This is a genomic window from Saccharothrix sabaoui (genome assembly GCF_051756985.1).
In the GTDB taxonomy this organism is placed as follows: domain Bacteria; phylum Actinomycetota; class Actinomycetes; order Mycobacteriales; family Pseudonocardiaceae; genus Actinosynnema.
This window is the reverse complement of sequence record NZ_JBPKJK010000019.1, coordinates 17,782-39,282: the sequence shown is the minus strand read 5'-3', so window position 1 is coordinate 39,282 and position 21,501 is coordinate 17,782. Positions and strand designations below refer to the sequence as shown.

Below are 21,501 nucleotides of genomic sequence, written 5' to 3'. Positions count from 1 at the left end.
GTTCACGCGGGTGAGAAGACATGCGCTCCGGGGCTCGGTGGAAGTCCGAACCGGCGGTGACAGCCCGCGACCCGCCCACCAGGGCGGTTGACCCGGTGGGATTCCGGGGCCGACGGTGAAAGTCCGGATGGTAGGCGCGCGTGCCGTCGGCGTGCCCGCGCGCCGTCGCCCCGGACCGGCCTGTCGGGGATGGAGGACGCGGTGCACGTCTTGTTGGAGCACGGCTTCACTGTGTTCGGCCAGAAGGTCTCCTGGGCCGAGTTCACCGGGCAGGTGTTCGCGCTGGTCGTGGTCTACCTGGCGCAGCGCCGCACGATCTGGACCTGGCCCGTGCAGCTGGTGTCGGTCTCCCTGCTGTTCGTGGTCTACCTGTCCGCCCAGCTCGGCGGCACGGCCGCGCGGCAGGTCGTCATCGCGCTGATCACCCTCTACGGCTGGTGGGCGTGGACCCGCCGGCGCGACCCCGTGTTCGGCGTCGTCGTCCGCAGGGGCACCGTCCGCGAGCGGGTCGCCGTGGGCGTCGCGTTCGTCGTCGGCACGACCGCGTTCGCGCTGGTCCTCGACGCCCTGGACGCCAGCTGGGCGCCGTGGCCGGACGCCGCGATCTTCGTCGGCACGGTGCTGGCCTTCACCCTCCAGGGCCTCGGCATGGTCGAGTTCTGGCTGGTCTGGCTCGTGGTGGACGCGATCGGCGTGCCGCTGCAACTGGGCTCGGGCCTGTACTTCAGCGCCTTCGTCTACACGATCTTCGCCGTCCTGGTGGTCCGCGGCTGGCTCGACTGGAACCGCGCCGCCAAGCAGACCGCGGCGCGGGCCGTGAAGACCGCCTAACGGCCCTCCTGCACCCCGCGGACCTCCTCGGCGAGCCCGTCGAGGAGGCTGTCCACGGCGGTGGGGTTCTGGAGCGCGAGCCGGAACCGCTGGCGCATCACGCTGGTCAGCTCGTCGTAGCGCGCCGAGGTGGGGCGGCTCCTCGCGTCCCGCACCGCCTCGGCGACCAGGCCCGTGTCCTCCTCCCGGTACAGCGCCTCCAGGCTGGGCGCCCACCCGGCGGCGCGGTAGAGCATGCGCTGGGTGGGCGTGCCGGTGAGGAACCGGATGAACGCCCGCGCGGTCGCCTGGTTCGCCGAGCAGCGCGACACCGCCAGGTTCCAGCCACCCAGCGCGCTGGGCCCCGGCAGTCGCGTGACCTCCCACTTGCCGACCACCGCCGAGTCCCGGCCGTCGTCCAGCCGGGGCCGCACGTAGGGCCAGTTGCGCATGAACAGCGCCCGGCCGGACTGGAACGCGACGCGGCTCGCCTCCTCCCGGTAGTCCAGGGCCTCGCGCGGTATCCAGCCCTCCGCGAACCCGCGCGCCAGGACGTCGACGCCCTGCTTCGCGCCGGGCCCGTCGGGCCGCAGCGGGTCGCCCCCGTGCGCCCAGACGGCCTCCAGCGCGTTGACCGTCACGCCCTCGTACTCGGCGAACTGGCCCACGTAGCCCGCCAGGCCGTGCTTCGGCCCCAGCTCCGACGCCAACCGCTCCAGCTCGGCCCACGTGCGCGGCGGCTCCTCGCCCTCCCGGTCCAGCACGTCCTTCCGGTAGTACAGGAGCCCGGCGTCCACCCGCCACGGCACCGCCCACAGCCGGTCCCCGTCGCCCCGCGCGCTCACCAGCGCCTGCTCCAGCATCCCGTCCGCGCCGAACTCGTCGGCGGGCAGCGGTTCGAGGTAGCCGGACCCGCCGAACGCCGCGGTCCACACCGAGTCCAGGTTCATCACGTCGTAGCACTGGGCGTCGTAGCGCGGGTCGCGCACGCCCGCGAGGTCCTGGGACCGCGCCATCAGCTGGGCCCGGTGCACGTCGGTGGACTGCGCCATCTCCTTGAACGTCACCGGCTCCAGCGGGTGGGCGGCGTTCCACGCCGCCACCAGCCCGGTGACCTGCTCGCCGGCCGAGGTGTCCAGGCCGTCGACGAACGTGATCGCGCCCCGGCCGCCCCGCGGCTCGCCGGAAGGGCCCGTGCAGGCCGTCAGGAGCAGCACCAGGGCCACGAGCGACCTGATCACGTCACACCCCCCAAATCCCCCGTGCGACGGTCTCCAGGGCGCTCTGGGGGTCCGCCGAGGCGTCCACCTCGGCGCAGTCCCCGTCGTGGGCCTTCGCGGCGGCGTAGAGCGCCGTGGAGACGTCGCAGGCCCCGTCGCCGAACCCGACCGCGACGACCCGGACCGGCGCGCTGGTCCCCGGTGCCTGCCGCGGCGCCGGGGAGGCCGCCAACAGCACCACCGCGCCCGCCTCCCGCCGCACCGCCTCCTCCAGGGAGCCCGGCCCCGGCGCGACCGCGTCCAGGCGGTCCCCCGGGCCGAGCAGGCCCTCCAGCGAGGCCGCGAACGCCACCGCGTCCGGCGAGCCGTCCGAGACCACCGCCACCGCCACCGGCGCCACCGCGGCCGCCCACGCCCGCCGCAAAGCCTCGCCGTCGCCCACCTCGACCACGTCCGGGGGCGGTCCGGGCCGCGGTTCGCCCACCAGCCCCGGCGCGCCGTTCGCGTCGCGGAACCCCTCGCGCCGGAACGCGGCCTGCGCCCCGTCGTCGCGCAGGTGGGCCTCGAACAGGTCCACCACGCGCTGCCTGCGGGGGTTCTCGGGCAGCGCCGCCCACCTCACCGCGACGAACGGGTGGTCGAGCACCACCAGCCCGCCGCCCGGGTAGAGCAGCCGGCAGCCGCGGGTGCCCGCCACCTCCTGCTCCGGCGCGACCAGGACCACGTCCCCCGTGCACGGCGGCGTGCCCGCCGCGCCGCGCCGGACCAGCCCGCGCAGCGCCAGCGCCGCACCGGGCGCGGTGGGGGGGACGCCGCCCAGCCGCCCGTGCACCAGCGCCGCGACCGCCGCCACGCCCGCGCCCTCCGACGCGTCCGGCGCGGCGACCCGGTCGACGGCGGACCACCGCACGTCCCGGTCGCCCTCGCCGATCCGCTCGGCCAGCTCGGGGGAGGCGCCGACCACCACGGGCGAGCGGGCGATCGGGGGCCGCCGGTCCAGTCGGACGCGCACGTCCGGGGAGCGTTCCAGCGCGGCCAGCACCCGGTCGACCTCGAACGACGCGTCCGGCAGCCACACGTGGGGCTGCGCGCCCTGCTCGGTGAGGTCCTGCCCGCCCTCCCAGCCGCCGGCCAGCGCCGCCGCCGCGCCGTGCGCCGACGAACCGGTCGTGACCTGCACGCTCGCGCCCTTGCAGCCGCGCTCGGTGAACCCGCGCGACTGCTCCTCGAACTCCACCGCGGTGTTCGTGACCGCCGGTTCCTTGTCCCGCGAGGTCAGCACGACCAGCTGCACCGGCGCCGGGCACGGCGGCACGACCGGCGGCGCCGCCGCGGACGCGTCCGTGACGGCGATCCCCAGCAGCACCGCGACCAGCCCCGCGGCGGCCCGGCGCGGGGTCGGCCGCCTGCGGCGGTGCCGGGAGCGGTGGCGGGACCCCGGTGCGGCGACCGGCGCGGCCACCGGCCCGGTGACCCGCAGCCAGGCGTGGTCGCGGACCTCCTTCACCCGGACCTCGACCCGCCGGAACGACCCGGCCGGCACCGCCGGGTCGTCGCGCACCACGTCCTCGTGGAAGCGGCGCGACAGGATCAGGGCCAGCACGTCGTCGGTGCGCTCCAGGGCCCGGCGCAGCGGCTCGGCGTCCAGCAGCCGGAACGCCAGGTTCACGTCGCCGCCGACCACGCCGTGCTCGTCGTGCCGCACCTCGCCCGCGGTGATCGCCACGCGCAGCCGGATCGAGGCGTCCTCGTGGTGCGTCGCGTTGTGCCGGCGCAGCTCGCCCGCCAGCGCCTCGGGGAGCAGCCGCACCAGGCGGCTCTTGGCCACGTCCGGCGGGATCAGCACCAGCACGCCGTCGCCGCGGTCCTCGTGGTGCGTCGCCGCGAAGTCCAGGCCGCACGCGTCGAAGGCGCCGACGAGCGCGGCGTAGAGGCCGCGCCTGGTCTCGCCCTGGCCGTTGGACGCGCGCCGCCCGAAGGAGGACACGTCGACGGCCAGCACGGTGCGGTGCAGGGCGTGCTGCGGCGTCCCCATCAGCCCCCTCGTCGGATGCCGGCGAACCCGCGCAGTCTATGGGGTTGGTCACACCGATCGCGGGAGGTTCGCGGTGGTCCGCTGGTCGGCCGCATTAATGCGGTGCGGGGACGCCGGAGGGGCGGGGACGCCGGAGGGGCGGCCCCGCGCGGGACCGCCCCTCCGTTCGTCGTGCCGCCCGGTCAGGCCAGGCCGGCGTCCGAGGTGGACGGGCCCGCCGCGGCCACGTCGTCGATGCGGTACTTGCGCGCCGCCTCCACGACCACGTCCCGGGACACCTCGCCGCGCCTCGCCAGCGCGGCCAGGGTGGCGACCACGATCGACTCGGCGTCGACCAGGAAGTGCCGGCGCGCCGCCGGGCGGGTGTCGGAGAAGCCGAACCCGTCCGTGCCCAGCGTCGTCATGTCCGTCGGCACGTAAGGCCGGATCAGGTCCGGCACGGCCGTCATCCAGTCCGACACCGCCACGACCGGGCCCTCGGCGTCGGCCAGCGCCCGCGTCACGTACGGCACGCGCGGCTCCCGGTCGGGGTGCAGCAGGTTGTGCCGGTCCGCCTCGACCGCGTCGCGGCGCAGCTCCGAGTACGACGTCGCCGACCACACGTCGGCCCGCACGCCCCACTCCTCGGCCAGCATCCGCTGCGCCCGCACGGCCCACGGCCCGGCCACGCCCGAGGACAGCAGCTGCGCCCGCGGCCCGTCGCCGCCCTCCGCGACCCGGTACCGGTAGAGGCCCTTGAGCAGGCCGTCCACGTCCAGGTCCGCCGGCTCGGCCGGCTGCTGGTAGGGCTCGTTGTAGACGGTCATGTAGTAGAAGACGTTCTCGGCGTCCTCGCCGTACATCCGCCGCAGGCCGTCCTTGACGATGTGCGCCACCTCGAACGACCACGCCGGGTCGTACGCCACCACGGCCGGGTTGGTGTGCGCGAGCAGCAGCGAGTGGCCGTCGGCGTGCTGGAGGCCCTCGCCGGTCAGCGTCGTGCGGCCCGCCGTGGCGCCCAGCACGAAACCCCGCGCCATCTGGTCCGCCGCCGCCCACAGGCCGTCACCGGTCCGCTGGAACCCGAACATCGAGTAGAAGATGTAGATCGGGATCATCGGCTCGCCGTGCGTCGAGTACGACGTGCCGGCGGCGGTGAACGACGAGGTCGAGCCCGCCTCGTTGATGCCCTCGTGCAGGATCTGGCCCTGCTCCGACTCCTTGTACGCCAGCATCAGCTGGGCGTCCACGGAGGTGTACATCTGCCCGTTCGGGTTGTAGATCTTCTGCGCCGGGAACATCGAGTCCATGCCGAACGTGCGCGCCTCGTCCGGGATGATCGGCACGATCCGGTTGCCGATCTCCGAGTCCTTGGCCAGGTCGCGGACCAGCCGGACGAACGCCATCGTGGTGGCGACCTCCTGCTTGCCCGAACCCCTGCGGATCACGTCGTAGACCTTGTCGCCCGGCAGCACCAGCGCCTTGGACTTGGTGCGCCGCTCCGGCACGAACCCGCCGAGCTGCTTGCGCCGCTCCAGCAGGTACTGGATCTCCGGGGAGTCCTTGCCGGGGTGGTAGTACGGCGGCAGGTACGGGTCGAGGTCCTTGTCCTCGATCGGGATGCGCAGGCTGTCCCGGAAGAGCTTGAGGTCCTCGTGGGTCATCTTCTTCATCTGGTGCGTGGCGTTGCGCGCCGCGAAGTGCGGGCCCAGGCCGTAGCCCTTGATGGTCTTGGCGAGGATGACCGTCGGCTGGCCGTGGTGCTCGACCGCCGCCTTGTAGGCCGCGTAGACCTTGCGGTAGTCGTGGCCGCCGCGCTTGAGGTTCCACACCTCGTCGTCCGACATCGGCGTGACCAGGTCCTTCGTCCGCGGGTCGCGGCCGAAGAAGTGCTCGCGGACGTACGCGCCGTCGTTGGCCTTGTACGTCTGGTAGTCGCCGTCCGGCGTGGTGTTCATCAGGTTGACGAGCGCGCCGTCGCGGTCGGCGTGCAGCAGCGAGTCCCACTCGCGGCCCCAGATGACCTTGATGACGTTCCAGCCCGCGCCGCGGAAGAACGACTCCAGCTCCTGGATGATCTTGCCGTTGCCGCGCACCGGGCCGTCGAGGCGCTGGAGGTTGCAGTTCACCACGAACGTGAGGTTGTCGAGCTGCTCGTTCGCGGCGATCTGGAGCAGGCCGCGCGACTCCGGCTCGTCCATCTCGCCGTCGCCGAGGAACGCCCAGACGTGCTGGTCGGACGTGTCCTTGATGCCGCGGTCGCGCAGGTAGCGGTTGAACCGGGCCTGGTAGATCGCGTTCATCGGGCCGAGGCCCATGGACACGGTCGGGAACTCCCAGAAGTCCGGCATCAGCCGCGGGTGCGGGTACGACGGCAGGCCGCCGCCCGGTCCGGCGTGCGAGAACTCCTGGCGGAAGCCGTCCAGCTGGTTCTCGGAGAGCCTGCCCTCCAGGAACGCGCGGGCGTAGACGCCGGGGGAGGCGTGGCCCTGGATGAACACGTGGTCGCCGCCGCCGGGGTGGTCCTTGCCCCGGAAGAAGTGGTTGAAGCCGACCTCGTAGAGGCTCGCGGAGGACGCGTAGGTCGAGATGTGACCGCCGACGCCCACGCCGGGGCGCTGGGCGCGGTGGACCGTCATCGCCGCGTTCCACCTGATCCACGCGCGGTAGCGGCGTTCCACCTCCTCGTCACCGGGGAACCACGGCTCGCGCTCGGTGGGGATGGTGTTGACGTAGTCCGTGCTGGTCAGCGAGGGGACGCCGACGTGGCTCTCCCTGGCCCGTTCGAGCAGGCGCAGCATCAGGTAGCGGGCGCGCTGCTGCCCGCCGCCCTTGAGCGCGGCGTCGAACGACTCCAGCCACTCCGCGGTCTCCTCCGGGTCGATGTCCGGGAGGTGGGCGGCCAGACCGTCACGGATGACGCGTACCCGCTCGGGGGGGTTCTGCGGGGCCAAGGGATCTCCTCGTTCCGATGTCTTCTCGGCTCCCATCGTCGTCTCGTGGACACGCTCCCGTCACCGCTACCGGTGAGTAGTTCTGGATCGTGTCCCTCGCGCGCGCGAATAGGAGGTATGTAGAGCGTGCCTCATGGGGTGAGGGGCCCGCACCCTGGGGTACCCGATGCGGCGTGTCTTCGCCCTTACGGTTGCGCGTGGCGGGGCTGACAGTGTTCGCTGTCCGCGACTGGTAGTGACATCCGCGCGGCAGTCGTACCCCGACTGCCGCTGTTGTGTACTTGGAGGAGTGGAAGCCGTGGTCGCCGCGGAAGACGCCGGCAAGATCGGTGTCGCCGACAGGCTCGGGATCGAACCGGGCACCGTTGTCCAGGAGATCGGCTGGGACGAGGACGTCGACGACGACCTCCGTGCGGCGGTCGAAGAGCGGGTCGGGAGTGATCTGCTCGACGAAGAGGCCGACGAGGTCGTGGACGTGGTCCTGCTGTGGTGGCGCGAGAGCGACGGCGACCTGGCGGACGCCCTGATCAACGCGACGACACCGCTGGCGGACGAGGGCCTGATCTGGGTGCTCACGCCGAAGACCGGCAGGTCCGGGCACGTCGAGCCGAGCGACATCGCCGAGGCGGCGTCCACCGCCGGCCTCGCGCAGACCTCCAACATCAACCTCAGCGGCGACTGGTCGGCCACTCGCCTCGTGACGCCGAAGTCGGTCAAGGTCAAGCGCTGAGACCCGCATGACCTAGGCTCGTGGACGGGCTCCCGTGCGTTCGGGGGGCCCGTTGCCGGGGTTCTGCCGAGGAAGGGGCCGACGTGGTCGAGGTGGGTGGACCCGCGCCCGACTTCACGCTGAACGACCAGAACAGGCAGCGGGTCGCGCTGTCGTCGTTCCGCGGGTCCAAGCACGTCCTGCTCGTGTTCTACCCGTTCGCGTTCAGCGGCACGTGCACCGGCGAACTGTGCCGGCTGCGCGACGACCTGGCCGCCTACGAGGGGGAGGACGTGCAGGTGCTGGGTGTGTCGGTGGACACACCGTTCAGCCTGAAGGCGTGGTCGGCGGAACAGGGCTACGGCTTCCCGCTGCTGTCCGACTTCTGGCCGCACGGGGAGGTCGCCCGCGCGTACGGCGTGTTCGACGAGAAGTCCGGCATGGCGGTCCGCGGCACGTTCCTCGTGGACGTCGCCGGGGTGGTCCGCTACACCCAGGTGAACGCCCCGGGCGAACCCCGCGACCAGGAGGCGTGGAAGAGGGCCGTGGCGGCCTTGCCCTAGGCTCCAGGACCGCCCGGGTGGGCATCCGGCCGCTCCGGGGCACCCCGGGGGTCGGGAAGGGCGCGTAGCTCAGCGGAAGAGCACTCGGTTTACACCCGAGCGGTCGCAGGTTCGAATCCTGCCGCGCCCACCACGTCGGTACGGGGTGCACCCCCGAGGCACGCCCTCGGTTCCGCTCCCCTCGTCGGCGGCTTCGTACCGCAGCGCTGTCGCGCTCGTGCTTCGCAGCCCACCTGTCCCCCCGGTGGGCGGTGGGTCCACGAAAGTTCCCCGCACATCTGCGGAGGAACGGCGTTGTCCGGTGGTGCACCATTCGCATGCGGTCGTGTCGGGTGCGGAACGGCTCCTCCGTCGAGGACGAACGCCGGGCAAGCGCCTGCCCGTGCATCATGCGCGATGACCCGGAATCGTATTCCGTCGACTATGCACCTGTTCGTGCAAAAATGCGGAAGTAACGTTCGGCGGAAGTGTCTCGACAGTCCAGCGAAATCAACGCCGATCATGCGGGGATGCGTGTGTTACGAGGCTTCTTCAAGTTGGCGTCGGCCGGGGTGCTGCTGGCCCTGGTGCTGATCGACGCGGTGATGGTGGCGTCGGTGGTCCGCCACGGCGGCCACGGTGCCCAGGACCTCATCCTGCTCGTCCTGCTGACCGCCGTTTGCCTGGTCTTCTACACGGCGTGGTTCCACGTGCGCCCTTTCAGGGCCGGGCCGGAGGAGCCGTTCGAGTTGCACGAGGTGCCGCAAAGCAGGGCGACGGTGTTGTTGGAACAGGCCGAGCAGTCCACTGACGTCACCGCGAACCAGGCGAAGATATTCGCGTCGGCCATCATCCGGCCGGCGACGTTCCGCCGACGGGTCGTCGAGGAGTTCACCCCGGATCGGCGGACCCTGCGCAAGGCGGCCACCGTCGACCTCGACATCCCGAAAAGACTGGGGAGCATGGATGGCACCGTCTACGTCCCGGTCGTGCTGAACCAGAAAGGGGAACTCCTGGACGACTTCCACATCCTGCACGCCAATGACGAGGAGACGCAGTGGTTGTCGTACCGGCAGTACCTGAGCCTGGCCACCAAGGTCCTCCACATCTTGCTGCTGTCCGCGCACGGGTTCCACCAGGGGCAGGTGCTGCCCAACGGTGCCCGGCAGGCGGAACTGCTGGCCGTGCAGGCGATCGTCAGGCGCCGGGACACGAGGTCCGACACGCCCCCGGACCTCAGCGCCGCCGAGGAGATCCTGAAACTGCCCGTCGCGAACGAGAAGGTCCGTCACATCGCCGTGCTCTTCGTGCAACAGCTGATCACGCACTTCGCGATCGTGGCGTGCATCGACGAGGCGGGGGAGATGCGGCGGCACCGCTTCAAGTACACCTTGACGCTCACCCCCGGTGTGAAGTTCGGGAGCGACAAGTCGAAGCGGCGTTGGTCGTTCTCGGGATTCGTCCGCATCGTGTTCGGCGCGCGTCCCGTGGAGTTGAACCTGGACATCGCGAACGCGGCGACCTGCGAGAGTTACCACCTGCACGTCCACGCTCCCGATGACCTGTACCTGGCCCACCAGAGGATCGAGGGCGCGGGTGACATCCTGAAGCGTTCGGCGGACTCCGCGCCCACCCGGCCGCACTGCCGCTTCCGTCGTCGTCTCGGTCAACCGCACGCCCACTTCTACACCCGCTACATGCCGACCTTCAGGGAGGACGAGAGGCCGGTCGTGCGGTTGCGGTTCTTCGAGGTGCCGCCGGGGTCGATCCTGAGGGCGACCATCACGGCACTGGCGGGATTGGTGATCCTGTGGCTCGTCGGCTTCGTCAACTCCCGGTTCCCGGACCCCGGCACCGACGCGCCCGCCTTCCTGCTCGCGTTCCCGGCCATCGCCGCCACGTGGCTCGGCTTCGACGCCCCCTCTCGGAAGCTGCTGGAGGGAACCCTGTCGGCTCGCGTGTCGCTGGTCGTGACAGCGGCGCTCTCGATCGCCGGCACGGCCGTGTTCATGCTCCACAAAAGTTTCGGGTCCACGCGTGAGTGGCCGCGGGTGTTCGGCGGCAACTCCATCTTCTGGGTCACCGATCTCGGGTGGGCGATCATCGTCTGTCTGGCTCTGGCGAACGCAGTCCGGATCACCTACCAGTGCGTCATCCGAACGTGGGAATATTCTTATCTACTTACGAAAAAAGCGGAGTAGTGTATACAAATGACAACTTTCGTGTTACGATCGCGCCGAAGTTCCGGGAAAAATCCTGTCGGGGGGATGGGAAGGGATGTGATGGAAAGCAAGGCGACGCACAGTGGCGAAAATGAATCGGTCTCACGATTTATCGAACCGGTGAGGTGGCTCATGCTGCAGTTCTCCCGATTAATCAGCGCGGGTGCCCAGTCCGATCACCAACCGTCAGGCTATTTCGTGCCGGCGCACACGTGGACGTCCCCTCCTGGTGTTCCGACCCTGTCGGCCAGTGACATGTACCAAGGGCTCGATGAGATCGACGACGTCTACCGGTCGTCTCCCGAGGCGTCCCCGACCCCGACGCAGACACCGGCGAGTTGACGGACCGCAGTCCGGGCGCGAAGGCGCGCGGACGCTGAAGACGGTTGTCGGCGGTCGTGGGGATGCGCACCTCCCGCTGCCGAGATCGGCGGCGCGGTACCGGTCGAGCGTGGTTTTCCGACGACTCCCGCTGAGCCGCGCCCTCCACATGCTTCGGCTCTTGATCCGTCCGACCCCGGGAAGTGGCGGTTGGCGGCATCACCCCCGGACCGGCGCGCCGCAGGTTCGGGTGTCGGCACGTCTTGCCCTGCCGGCGGTCGGGTTGTGTCGAAGACCTGTTCGGGAGTCACCCGAACGATTGATCATTGAGTCCGATCCCGCTGTTCCTGCGGACCACCGGTCCTCCGGGAGAGGTGTTCCGCGCACCTCCGGCCGGCTCATCCGACGGGCCCCGTGCCGATCGCGAGCACCCTTACCTCGGGAATCTCCGTCGAACGGGTCCTGCCCGCGTCGCGGGCTCCGGGACGGTCCGGGCCCCGGTGGGGCTTCGGGTGCCGATCGCCCTACCATCCGGGACTTACGCGGACCGCGGGCGCCACGTGATGATCCACGGCCATGTGCTCATTCGAGATCCGCGCCGAACTGCCGGTCGGGTTGCCCCGCGACACCGGTGAGGGGATTCGCCGCGCGGTCGTCAGCCTGTTGGAGCTGTGGGGCGTGGGTGGTCGCGAGGACGACTCGCACGTCCTGCTCGTCGAGGTCGGCGTGCCCGCCGGGGTGGTCCGGTGAACGGTCGGGTGCTGCTCCCCGTCACCATCCGGCTCTCCGGGGAGGCGGGGGTGAGCGCGGTCGAGCTGGCGCTCGTCGACGTGCTCGACGCGTTCGGCCTGGACGTCGTCGGTGCCGTGCCGACGCCGGTCGGGGCGTTCAGGGTGGCGCGGTGCCGGCGGCCCGGGTCGGGGGTCCAGGCCCGCGCCGCGGTGGAGCGGATCGGGTGCGCGGTGCGCGGGGTGGTGGCGGGGGTGCCGGGGCTCGGTCGGGTCGTGCGGCTGGTGGAGGAGCTGGCGCGGTCGGAGAGCGGGTGCGTGCGGGTGGGGGAGTTGGTCGTGCTGAACGCCGGCGGGACGTTCGTGGCCCGTTCCGCGTGGTCCCGCGTGTCCGTTCGGCGCGGCTGAGGCTGCATCGGGCGCAGCGGAGGGTGCCCGCCGTTCCCCATTTGTGACATTCCCCTGTACCGGGGTGTTCCTAGCCCGTAACTTGTCGCCATGTCGCCCAGGGTCGTCGCCGCGGTGATCGGTGTTGCGTTCTTCCTGGCCGGGCTCCTGATCATGCTGCTGCCCCTCGACACCGACGCGCCCTCGGGCTTCCCGGTCTCCTGCGGCAACAGCGTGGGCATGGCCTACGACGAGGTCGCGGTCGAGGCCGAGGGGGCCGCGTTCGTCGAGATCTGCTCCCGGCTCCGGGTGGAGCGGTTGGCGTGGGCCGCGCCCGTGACCGTCGTGGGGCTGCTGCTGGTCGTGGGGGCGGCGGTGGTGCGTCGGCGGCGCTTGTAGCTACCCGTTGGTAGGGTCCGACCCGTGACGTGGATGGTGTACGGGGTCAGCGGTTTCACCGGGACGTTGGTCGCCGAGCTCGCGGTGGCGCGCGGGGAACAGCCGGTGCTCGCCGGGCGCTCGGCGGACAGGGTCCGGCCCGTCGCCGAGCGGCTGGGGCTGGAGTACCGGGTCTTCGACCTGGCGGAGGCCGCCGGGGCGCTGGGGGACGTCGACGTCGTCGCGCACTGCGCCGGGCCGTTCTCGGCCACCTCCGCGCCGATGGTGGACGCGTGCCTGGCCACCGGGACCCACTACCTCGACATCACCGGCGAGATCGACGTCTTCGAGGCCGTGGCCGCCCGGCACGAGGAGGCCCGGGAGGCCGGGGTGGTGCTGCTGCCCGGCGTCGGGTTCGACGTCGTGCCCACCGACTGCGCCGCGGCGATGCTCAAGCAGGCCCTGCCGTCCGCCACGCACCTCGACCTCGCGTTCGTCGTCCAGGGCGGGGCCAGCGCGGGCACGGCGCTGACCGCCGTCGAGGGCTCGGGCGGCGGCGGGCGGGCGCGGGTGGACGGGGTGATCCGGGGCGTGCCGCTCGGCCACCGCAGGCGCACGGCCCACTTCCGGGACCGGGCGCGGGACGTCGGGGCGATCCCGTGGGGCGACGTGAGCACCGCCCACCGCTCGACCGGCATCCCGAACGTCACCACGTTCACGACGGTGCCCAGCCTGCTCGGCAAGCTCCAGCCGTTCACCGCGCCGCTGCTGCGCACGCCGGTGGCGCAGAAGCTCGGCAAGGCGCTGGCGAAGCGGATCGGCGGACCGGACGCGGGCACGCGGGCGCGCACGCGCAGCGAGGTGTTCGGCGAGGCGTGGGACGACGACGGCAACCGGGTGCGCGTGGCGCTCACCGGGCCCAACGCCTACGACCTCACCGCCGACTCGGTGGTCACGGCGGCCCGGCGCGTCTCCACCGTCCCGGCGGGCGCGCACACGCCGTCCAGCGCCTTCGGTGCGGACTACGTCCGGGGGCTGGACGGCGTGGTGGTCGACGGCCCTACGGGCGGGACGACAGCAGCGAGGTGATCTCCTGCGCCGCGCCGCCCGCGTCGAGCAGGTGGCGCAGGTTGTCCGGCAGCACGTCGCCGCGCTTCTGCACGGCCTGCGCGTACAGCCGCCCCGCGCGGTAGGAGGAGCGGACCAGCGGGCCCGCCATGACGCCGGAGAAGCCGATCGACTCGGCGGTCTCCTTGTGCGTCACGAACTCCTCCGGCTTGACCCACCGCTCGACCGGGTGGTGGCGCGGCGAGGGCCGCAGGTACTGCGTGATCGTGATGATCTCGCAGCCCGCGTCGTGCAGGTCGGACAGCGCCTCGGTGACCTCGTCGGGCGTCTCGCCCATGCCGAGGATCAGGTTGGACTTGGTGACCAGGCCGGCCTCGCGGGCGGCCGTGATGACCTCCAGCGACCGCTCGTAGCGGAACGCCGGGCGGATGCGCTTGAAGATCCGCGGCACGGTCTCCAGGTTGTGCGCGAGCACCTCGGGGCGCGAGGAGAACACCTCGGCCAGCTGCTCGGGCACCGCGTTGAAGTCGGGGATGAGCAGCTCGACGCCCGTGCCGGGGTTCAGCGCGTGGATCTGCCGCACGGTCTCCGCGTACAGCCAGGCGCCGCCGTCCTCCAGGTCGTCCCGCGCCACGCCGGTCACGGTCGAGTAGCGCAGGCCCATGGCCTGCACGGACTCGGCCACGCGCCGGGGCTCGTCGCGGTCCAGGTCGGCCGGCTTGCCCGTGTCGATCTGGCAGAAGTCGCAGCGGCGGGTGCACTGCTCGCCACCGATCAGGAAGGTGGCCTCGCGGTCTTCCCAGCACTCGTAGATGTTGGGACAACCGGCTTCCTCGCACACCGTGTGCAGGCCCTCGCGTTTGACCAGACCCTTGAGCTCCCGGTACTCGGGGCCCATCTTCGCCTTGGTCTTGATCCAGGAGGGCTTCTTCTCGATGGGCGTTTGGCTGTTGCGGACTTCGAGCCGCAGCAGCTTCCGACCTTCAGGTACGACGGTCACGTCACCGACCTTACGTCACGAGGGATCGGGCGCCACGCCCGTGAGCTCGGCCGTCAGGTCCCACAACCGGCTGGCCGCGAGGTCGTCGCGGGCCGCCGCGGTGGAGCCGACGCGGGTGGGGTGGCCGCGGGTGCCGCGGAACCCGTCGGGGCCGTAGTAGGCACCGGGTTCCACGTCGGGCGACGTCGCCGCGAAGAGCTGCGGCAACGCCCCCATCGCGACCGACTGGGCGAAGAGGTCGCCGATCTTGGCACCGACGCCGACGAACCGGTTGCGGTGCGCGCGGGCCATGTTGGCGCTCAGCTCGGTGGCGGTGAAGCCGGGGTGCGCGGCGACGGACGTCACGTCCACGCCCGCGGTGCGGGTGCGGCGGTCCAGCTCGCGCGCGAACAGCAGGTTCGCCAGCTTCGACTGCCCGTAGGCGCCCCACGCGGTGTACGGGCGGACCTCGTAGTTCGGGTCCGCCAGGTCGACCGAGCCCATGGCGTGCGCCAGGCTCGACACGGTGACGACGCGCGCGCCGGGCCGGGTGCTCAGGGCGGGCATCAGCAGCCACGTCAGGGCGGCGTGCCCGAGGTGGTTGGTGCCGAGCTGGCGCTCGAAGCCGTCGGCGGTGCGGCCCAGCGGCACGGCCATCACGCCGGCGTTGTTGACCAGCACGTCCAGCGCGTCACCGGTGCGCTCGCGGACGAGCGCGGCGGCCGAGCGGACCGAGGCCAGGTCGGCCAGGTCGAGCGGGACGAGTTCGGCCGCGCCGTCGGACGAGAGCACGCGATCCAGCGCGCGTCGTCCCCGTTCGGGTGAGCGGCAGGCGAGCAGGACGCGGGCGCCCTTCGCGCCGAGCACCTCGGCGGTGCGCAGGCCCAGGCCCGAGTTCGCGCCGGTCACCAGCACGGTGCGCCCGCTCTGGTCGGGGATGTCGGCTTCCGTCCACTTCGCCATGCGCACTTTCCTACTCGTGTTCAGGCGCTCTTGGCGAGCCCGCGGTGCCGGCCTGGCACGACGGCTCGCGACGGCGCGGTGCGGATCAGCCGGGCGAACGCCCGCCCGACGCGCGCGATCTCCGCGGCGGGTTCGGACAGGTCGGCCAGGCCCGAGGTGAGGGCCAGCACCCGGTCCTCCCGCTCCAGGGCCTCGGCGGAGGTCAGGTGCTCGTCGAGCACGGCGCGCAGCACCGGTTCCTCGGCGGCCAGCGCGCGCCACGTCCGCGAGACGGTCTCCACGCGGTCGTCGTCGGCCTCCAGGGCGACGCCCAGGCGGCCGGTCAGCCGCTGCATCCAGCGGTGGTGGAGGGCCAGGAGCAGCTCGTCCCGGGTGGCGAACACGTCCCGGTCGAAGACCAGCGGCGCCGCCGGGTCGGCCGCCGCGGCGGTGAGCACGGCGTCCAGAGCGTCGCGCCGTCGGTAGAAGTCGGTCCAACCCATGATCACGCCTCCCTCTTCGTGGTGACCGGCGTCATACCCCAGGTCTTCCACATACCCTCGGTATGACCGATGAGGCGAACATACCACGAGTACGTACCGCCGGTATGTCGTACGGTTGTGAACGTGGTGACAGTGAGGTCGAGGCGGTTGGAGTACTCCGAGTCCACGAGGCAGGCCCTCGTGGACAGTGCCGTGGAGCTGTTCACCAAACGCGGGTACGCGGGCACCTCGCTCGACGAGGTCGCCAAGCGGGCGCGGCTCACCAAGGGCGCGCTCTACCACCACTTCAGCGGCAAGCAGGCGCTGTTCGAGGCGGCCTTCGACTCGGTCGAGAACGCGTTCATGCGCAAGCTCACCGAGATCGTCAGCGCGCCCGGCGACCCGTGGGACACCGCCGTCGCGGGCCTGCGCGCCTACGTGCGGGTGTGCCTGGAGCCGCCCTACCAGCGCATCGTCGTCCACGAGGCGCCGGTCGTGATGGGCTGGGAGCGCTGGCGCGAGGCCGAGGAGCACTTCAGCTACGGCCTGCTGCGCTCCACGATCGAGGTGCTCGTCGAGTCCGGCGAGCTGGAGCAGCTGCCGGTGGAGACGATGTCGCGGCTGCTGTTCGGCGCGCTGTCGGCGGGCGCCAGCACGATCGCGGGCGCGTCCGACCCGCGCAAGGCCAGCGCCGAGGTGGAGCGGACCATCGTGCGCGTGGTCGAGGGGCTGCGGGTGCGCCCGGACCTGCCCGCCGGGCCGCCGCCGCGCGAGGACCGCCGCTCCTCCCGCTCCCGCCGGCACTGAGGTCGCCGGCGCTGAGGCCGCCGGCACTGAGGTCGTCGGTCCGGGCCGCGGGCACTAGCGTGGCGCGGGTGGAACTCCGCATCTTCACCGAGCCCCAGCAGGGGGCCTCCTACGACGACCTGCTGGCCGTCGCGCGGACCGCCGAGGCCGCCGGCTACGGCGCCTTCTTCCGGTCCGACCACTACCTGGCGATGAGCGGTGACGGGCTGCCCGGCCCCACCGACGCCTGGATCACCCTCGCCGGCCTGGCGCGCGACACCGAGCGGATCCGCCTCGGCACGCTGATGACCGCGGCGACGTTCCGGCACCCCGGCCCGCTGGCGATCAGCGTCGCCCAGGTCGACGCGATGTCCGGCGGTCGCGTCGAGTTCGGCCTCGGCGCGGGCTGGTTCGAGGCCGAGCACACCGCCTACGGCCTGCCGTTCCCGTCGACCAAGGAGCGCTTCGAGCGCTACGCCGAGCAGCTGGAGGTCGTCACCGGCCTGTGGGGCACGCCCGTCGGCGAGAAGTTCTCGTTCGGGGGAACGCACTACCGGGTCGAGGACTCGCCCGCCCTGCCCAAGCCCGCCCAGGCGAAGATCCCGGTGCTCATCGGCGGCATGGGCCCGAAGCGCACGCCCGCGCTGGCCGCGAGGTTCGCCGACGAGTTCAACCTGCCGTTCGCGGGCGTGGACGCCGCCACCGAGCAGTTCGCCCGCGTCGACGCGGCGTGCGAGGCCGTCGGGCGCGACCCGGGGGAGATCACCCGGTCCGTGGCGCTCGTGGTGTGCGTCGGCCGCGACGGCGCCGAGGTCGCCCGGCGCGCGGCGCGCATCGGCCGCGAGGAGGCCGAGCTGCGGGAGAACGGCCTGGCCGGCACGCCCGCCGAGGTCGTCGACAAGCTCGGCGCGTGGCGGGAGAGGACCGGCGTGAGCCGGGTCTACCTCCAGGTGCTCGACCTGGCCGACCTCGACCACGTGGAGCTCGTCGCCGCCGAGGTCGCGCCGCAGCTCTGACCCGCGTCAGGCCCTCAGCTGGCCCGCCACGTCCGACGCGGCGGTGAGCAGGACGAGCACGGGAACCGCGGCCTCGCTCCGCAGCCGGTAGCTCCCGCGCTTGTCCTGCTCCACCACGCCGGACGCGGTCAACGCCTTCAGGTGGTGGTACAGCTGCCCGGTCGACCCGAGCCGCGCCGCCTCCTGGAGCGCCGTCGCGGGCTGCGCGCCCTGCCCCAGCAGGGTCCGCACGATCTCCACCCGCACCGGGTGCGCCAGCGCGGCCAGCACCTCGATGCGCGGCCGGTCCGCCAGCGCCAGCGCGTGCTCCGGCGTCACGTCGATCCGCCACGACACGCGCCCGTCGCCGACCGCGACCCGGCCGCCGTACCCCACCTCGCCGCCGCCTACCTCGTGCCCGCCGGCCCCGCCACCGACCTCACGTTCGCCGGGCTCGTGCCCGCCGGCCTCGCGCTCACCGGTCCTGCCGCCAACCCCGTGCCCGCCAACCCCGTGCCCGCCGGCCTGGTGCCCGCCGTCCCCGGTGCCCGGTCGCGCGGTGGCACCCCGCTCGTCGCCCTCCAGCGCGGCCACGCGCTGCTCCAGCTCGGCAAGTCGCTGCACCAGGTCCACCGCTGCCATCCTAGGAGAGGCTGACCTGGAATTCGCGCAGCGCGGCGGGGTCGAGCAGGGACCCCTGCACCAGCGCGAGCAGGTCGCCCACGGCGGCGAACCGCTCCTCGTCGACCTCCCGGAGCAGCACCGCGGCCGAGCCGAGCCGGCCGTCCTCCCAGCGGACCGTCGTGCCGACCGTGACGACGCCGGGCAGCGACCCGCCCTTGACCCCGATGCCGGCCACGCCGGGCGGCGTCTCCCACCCGCGTTCCAGGTGGGTGCGGGCGACCTCGTCGGAGCTCAGCGAGCGGTGCGCGCGGTGCAGGCCCGCCGCGGTCCCGGACCACGTCGTGCGCGCCCACGGCCGCTGGCCCTCGTAGGTCGCGGGGATGTCGGGCAACCTCCCGATCACCTCCAGCTGGAGCCGGGGGTCCTCCAGGTACCGCCGGACGTCGACCCGCCTGCCCAGGATGAACGCCAGGAACTCGCCGAGGATCTCCGGCACGGGCGCGCCGGGCCAGCCGTGCCGGGCGGCGGCGGCGCGCAGCGGCCCTTCGCCGAGCCGGTACCGCAGGTGGTCGGTGGCCGCGTTGTCGCTGAACCGGATCATGCACATGGCCAGGTCGTCCAGGGTGACCAGGTGGTTCGGGTCGTCGGCGGTGAGGCCGTTGGTCGACCGGATGCCCAGCGCGCGCAGGGACGCCGGGTGCGCGCCCCCGTCGAGGCCCAGGTAGTACCGCTCCCAGTCGCCGACGCGGACCGGCTCGTCCGCGCGGGCCCGGCCGGTGCGCAGGGCGGCCGAGTACCCCGCGAGGTGCACGACCTTGACGGCCGAGGCGAGCGGTTGGCGCTCGTGCGGCCGGTGCGCGACCCGCCCGCCCCGCCCGTCGTCCACGACCGCGGCCACGTGCCGCCGGTTCGCCCGGAACCAGGCGAGCCAGTCGTCCGGCCGGGTCCGGGCCCCCGCGGTGGCCGTGGGCAGCAGGGCGGCTGCGCCCGCGGCGGCGCAGGCGCAGAGCAGGTGCCGTCGGGTCAGGAGCACGACGAATCTCCCCTCTGGTAGTCCGTAATTCCGGAATACTAGAGGGGAGGGGATCGTCTTGTCAGCCCGTCCGCACCGCGAACGTCACGCCCGCGGCCGCGGGTTCTTGACGCGCCAGCGTGCGGTCGGTCAACGGCAGGTCGCCGTTCAGCGCGTCGATCACCGCCCGCCGGGCGAGCGGCAGCACCTCGGCCACCGACACGTCCCGGCCCAGCTCGTGCGACAGCGACGCGACGCCCGCGTCCCGGATGCCGCACGGGATGATGTCGCCGAACGCGCCCAGGTCCGCGTCGCAGTTGATCTCGAAGCCGTGCATGGTCACGCCCCGCTGCACGCGGATGCCGATCGCGGCGACCTTGCGCTCGCCGCCCCGGTCGTCGGCCGCGATCCACACGCCGCTGCGCCCCTCGACGCGGCCCGTGGGCACGCCGAGCTGGTCGCACACGTGGATCAGGGCCTGCTCCAGGCGGCGCACGTACTGCACGACGTCCAGCGGCTCGGCGAGCCCCACGATCGGGTAGCCCACGAGCTGGCCCGGCCCGTGCCAGGTGATCTTGCCGCCCCGGTCGACGTCGATGACCGGGGTGTCGCCGCCCTTCGGGCGCTCCTCGGGCTCGGTGCGCCGACCGCAGGTGTAGACCGGCGGGTGCTCCAGCAGCAGCAGCGTGTCGCCGACGTCGCCCGCGGCGCGGCGCTCGGCCAGCTCGCGCTGCAGGTCCCAGGCGGCCAGGTAGTCGATGGTGCCCAGCTCGCGCACGTCGACCGGGTCGGTCGAGGCGCGGCAGGAGGGGTCAGGACTGCTCACGTCTCGACCCTACGCCCAGCGGCAGCAGGCGCAGGGCGTGGGCGACGAGCAGGCCGACCCCGGTCACGGCGAGGATCGCGCCCGCCGTGTCGGTGAACCAGTGCATCTCCAGCACGACCCGGCTCACCGCCGTGGCGGCGACGGCGGCGGCGGCCAGCGCGATGGCCGTGCCCAGGTGCCGGCGGGCCAGGTGGGCGGTCAGCACGACGGCGGTGAACGCGACCGCCGTGACGGCCGTGACGTGCCCGCTCGGGTAGCTCCACTTCGGGAAGTCGATCGGCCGCACCCGCTGGTAGGCGTGGCGGGCGAGGACCGTCGACCAGCACGCGCCGAGGAGCGCGGCGGCCCTGAGGACGAACGGGTCCCGCGCGAGCGCGGCCCGCGCGAGCAGGGACAGCAGGGCGATCGTCGCCAGGCCGGGGCTCAGCACGAAGCTGATCACCGCCGCCGAGTGCGTGAACCCCGGCCCCAGGTCCGCCGCGGCCAGGTGCAGGCCGCGGTCCACCGCCGGCACCTCCCGGTGCACGGAGAAGCCCAGGACCAGTGAGGCCAGCGCGAGGGCCGCGCCGACCGGGACCGCGATCACCGCGTCGCGGCCGCCGCCACGGCCGCCCCGAGCGCCGGGTGCAGGAACGGGAAGCCGTGCCGCTCCAGCACGCGGGGCACGGCCCGCTGACCGGCCAGCACGCCCTCCTCGGCGAGGTCGCCCAGCACCGCCTTGAGCACGAAGCCCGGCACGACCCACGGCGTCGGGCGGTGCAGCGCGTGCCCGACCGTGCGGGTGAACTCGGTGTTGGTGACCGGCGTCGGCGAGGTCAGGTTCACCGGGCCGCGCACGTCGTCGTGCTCCAGGGCGAACCGGACGGCCGACACGGCGTCGTCCAGGGAGATCCACGGCATGTACTGCCGCCCGCTGCCGAGGCGCCCGCCGAGGAAGAACGAGAACAGGGGCTTGACCACGCCGAACAGGCCGCCGGAGGGGCTGATCACCAGGCCGGTGCGCAGCCGCACCACGCGGGCGCCCGCCTCGGCGGCCCCGGTCGCGGCCTCCCACTGGCGGCACAGGTCGGCCAGGAAGCCCGCGCCCGAGGGCGTGTCCTCGGTGACCACCTCGTCGCCGGTGTCGCCGTAGTAGCCGACGGCGCTGGAGTTCACCAGGACGGGCACGCCGTGCTCCGCGACGGCGGCGGCGAGCACCTCGGTCGGCACCGTGCGGCTGTCGAGCAGCACCTGCTTGCGCGCGTCGGTCCACCGCTTGTCGGCCACGCCGACGCCGCACAGGTTGACCACCGCGTCCGCGCCGTCGAGGGCGCCGGGGTCGATCCGCCCGGCGGGCGGGTCCCAGCCGCGTTCGTCGGGGGCCGCCGGGGGCCGCCGGACCAGCCGCACGACCTCGTGCCCGGCGCCGCGCAGGGCGGCCACCAGACTGGTGCCGATCAGACCCGAGGAACCCGCAACGACCACCCGCATGACGTGATCGTCCCGCAGCCGGCGGCGCGTTG

Annotated in this window: 21 protein-coding genes, 1 tRNA gene and 1 riboswitch; of the genes, 11 read left to right on the top strand and 11 right to left on the bottom strand. The window is 72.9% G+C overall.

The genetic code is table 11. The features are described from left to right. Window positions 1-19 precede the first annotated feature (19 nt). Window positions 20-143: riboswitch (FMN riboswitch) on the top strand. A gap of 58 nt (window positions 144-201) precedes the next feature. After that, window positions 202-831: a nicotinamide riboside transporter PnuC gene (gene pnuC, locus ACR807_RS08540; protein WP_438920666.1), complete on the top strand. Its 630-nt coding sequence runs from the start codon at window positions 202-204 to the stop codon at window positions 829-831. On the opposite strand, the gene ACR807_RS08535 is transcribed toward pnuC, so the two are convergent. From ACR807_RS08535 to aceE, 3 genes are all read right to left on the bottom strand, one after another. Next, window positions 828-2,051 carry an extracellular solute-binding protein gene (locus ACR807_RS08535; protein ID WP_438920665.1) on the bottom strand — a complete coding sequence of 408 codons (1,224 nt, stop codon included), beginning with the start codon at window positions 2,049-2,051 and terminating at the stop codon, window positions 828-830. The two genes, pnuC and ACR807_RS08535, sit on opposite strands and share 4 nt — an antisense overlap. A 1-nt stretch (window position 2,052) precedes the next feature. Further along, entirely contained in the window at window positions 2,053-4,065 is a 2,013-nt protein-coding gene (locus tag ACR807_RS08530; RefSeq protein WP_438920664.1) for a substrate-binding domain-containing protein, read from the bottom strand. 182 nt (window positions 4,066-4,247) lie between these two features. Next, entirely contained in the window at window positions 4,248-7,034 is a 2,787-nt protein-coding gene (gene aceE, locus ACR807_RS08525) for a pyruvate dehydrogenase (acetyl-transferring), homodimeric type (RefSeq protein ID WP_438920663.1), read from the bottom strand. Window positions 7,035-7,296: 262 nt separating this feature from the next. Between aceE and ACR807_RS08520 the strand changes: the two genes are divergently transcribed. The 8 genes from ACR807_RS08520 to ACR807_RS08485 all read left to right on the top strand — a co-directional run bounded on the left by ACR807_RS08520 (window position 7,297) and on the right by ACR807_RS08485 (window position 13,374). Next, window positions 7,297-7,728, top strand: a complete 432-nt coding sequence (locus ACR807_RS08520; RefSeq protein WP_438920662.1) for a DUF3052 domain-containing protein — start codon at window positions 7,297-7,299, stop codon at window positions 7,726-7,728. An 83-nt stretch (window positions 7,729-7,811) separates the two neighbouring features. Continuing rightward, window positions 7,812-8,270, top strand: a complete 459-nt coding sequence (locus tag ACR807_RS08515; RefSeq protein ID WP_438920661.1) for a peroxiredoxin — start codon at window positions 7,812-7,814, stop codon at window positions 8,268-8,270. Between the two features lie 58 nt (window positions 8,271-8,328). Continuing rightward, window positions 8,329-8,403, top strand: a tRNA-Val gene (locus ACR807_RS08510). Between the two features lie 334 nt (window positions 8,404-8,737). Then, on the top strand, window positions 8,738-10,450 hold the full coding sequence (locus ACR807_RS08505) for a hypothetical protein (protein WP_438920660.1): 1,713 nt from the start codon (window positions 8,738-8,740) through the stop codon (window positions 10,448-10,450). A 918-nt stretch (window positions 10,451-11,368) separates the two neighbouring features. After that, window positions 11,369-11,542 carry a hypothetical protein gene (locus tag ACR807_RS08500; protein WP_438920659.1) on the top strand — a complete coding sequence of 58 codons (174 nt, stop codon included), beginning with the start codon at window positions 11,369-11,371 and terminating at the stop codon, window positions 11,540-11,542. Next, on the top strand, window positions 11,539-11,928 hold the full coding sequence (locus ACR807_RS08495) for a hypothetical protein (RefSeq protein WP_438920658.1): 390 nt from the start codon (window positions 11,539-11,541) through the stop codon (window positions 11,926-11,928). Before ACR807_RS08500 ends, ACR807_RS08495 begins: the two co-directional genes overlap by 4 nt. 90 nt (window positions 11,929-12,018) lie before the next feature. Beyond that, complete coding sequence (locus ACR807_RS08490; protein WP_438920657.1) at window positions 12,019-12,306, top strand: PEP-CTERM sorting domain-containing protein; 288 nt, start codon at window positions 12,019-12,021, stop codon at window positions 12,304-12,306. Between the two features lie 33 nt (window positions 12,307-12,339). Next, the gene (locus tag ACR807_RS08485) at window positions 12,340-13,374 is read left to right on the top strand and encodes a saccharopine dehydrogenase family protein (protein ID WP_438920710.1); all 1,035 of its coding nucleotides are present in this window, start codon (window positions 12,340-12,342) and stop codon (window positions 13,372-13,374) included. Here ACR807_RS08485 and lipA read toward each other — a convergent pair. From lipA to ACR807_RS08470, 3 genes are read right to left on the bottom strand one after another with little or no spacing between them, the layout of a single operon-like run. Next, complete coding sequence (gene lipA / locus ACR807_RS08480; RefSeq protein WP_438920656.1) at window positions 13,346-14,353, bottom strand: lipoyl synthase; 1,008 nt, start codon at window positions 14,351-14,353, stop codon at window positions 13,346-13,348. The genes ACR807_RS08485 and lipA overlap by 29 nt on opposite strands. A 15-nt stretch (window positions 14,354-14,368) precedes the next feature. Further along, window positions 14,369-15,295 (bottom strand): oxidoreductase, encoded by a 927-nt coding sequence (locus tag ACR807_RS08475; protein ID WP_438920655.1) that lies wholly within the window; start codon window positions 15,293-15,295, stop codon window positions 14,369-14,371. 20 nt (window positions 15,296-15,315) lie between these two features. Further along, window positions 15,316-15,777 carry a hypothetical protein gene (locus tag ACR807_RS08470; protein WP_438920654.1) on the bottom strand — a complete coding sequence of 154 codons (462 nt, stop codon included), beginning with the start codon at window positions 15,775-15,777 and terminating at the stop codon, window positions 15,316-15,318. Between the two features lie 132 nt (window positions 15,778-15,909). On the opposite strand from ACR807_RS08470, the gene ACR807_RS08465 reads away from it, so the two are divergent. Next, window positions 15,910-16,563, top strand: coding sequence for a TetR/AcrR family transcriptional regulator (locus tag ACR807_RS08465; RefSeq protein ID WP_438920709.1), 654 nt, complete (start codon window positions 15,910-15,912; stop codon window positions 16,561-16,563). 68 nt (window positions 16,564-16,631) lie between these two features. Continuing rightward, on the top strand, window positions 16,632-17,558 hold the full coding sequence (locus ACR807_RS08460) for an LLM class F420-dependent oxidoreductase (protein WP_438920653.1): 927 nt from the start codon (window positions 16,632-16,634) through the stop codon (window positions 17,556-17,558). Between the two features lie 6 nt (window positions 17,559-17,564). Here the strand turns inward: ACR807_RS08460 and ACR807_RS08455 are convergent, their stop codons facing one another. The 5 genes from ACR807_RS08455 to ACR807_RS08435 form a co-directional block, all read right to left on the bottom strand. Then, complete coding sequence (locus ACR807_RS08455; RefSeq protein ID WP_438920652.1) at window positions 17,565-18,179, bottom strand: ArsR/SmtB family transcription factor; 615 nt, start codon at window positions 18,177-18,179, stop codon at window positions 17,565-17,567. Between the two features lies 1 nt (window position 18,180). After that, the gene (locus ACR807_RS08450) at window positions 18,181-19,194 is read right to left on the bottom strand and encodes a serine hydrolase (protein ID WP_438920651.1); all 1,014 of its coding nucleotides are present in this window, start codon (window positions 19,192-19,194) and stop codon (window positions 18,181-18,183) included. A gap of 61 nt (window positions 19,195-19,255) precedes the next feature. Further along, window positions 19,256-19,999 carry a lipoyl(octanoyl) transferase LipB gene (gene lipB, locus ACR807_RS08445; RefSeq protein WP_438920650.1) on the bottom strand — a complete coding sequence of 248 codons (744 nt, stop codon included), beginning with the start codon at window positions 19,997-19,999 and terminating at the stop codon, window positions 19,256-19,258. Next, window positions 19,986-20,585, bottom strand: coding sequence for a phosphatase PAP2 family protein (locus ACR807_RS08440; protein WP_438920649.1), 600 nt, complete (start codon window positions 20,583-20,585; stop codon window positions 19,986-19,988). Before ACR807_RS08440 ends, lipB begins: the two co-directional genes overlap by 14 nt. Next, the gene (locus ACR807_RS08435; protein ID WP_438920648.1) at window positions 20,582-21,469 is read right to left on the bottom strand and encodes a TIGR01777 family oxidoreductase; all 888 of its coding nucleotides are present in this window, start codon (window positions 21,467-21,469) and stop codon (window positions 20,582-20,584) included. Before ACR807_RS08435 ends, ACR807_RS08440 begins: the two co-directional genes overlap by 4 nt. Between the last annotated feature and the right edge of the window lie 32 nt (window positions 21,470-21,501).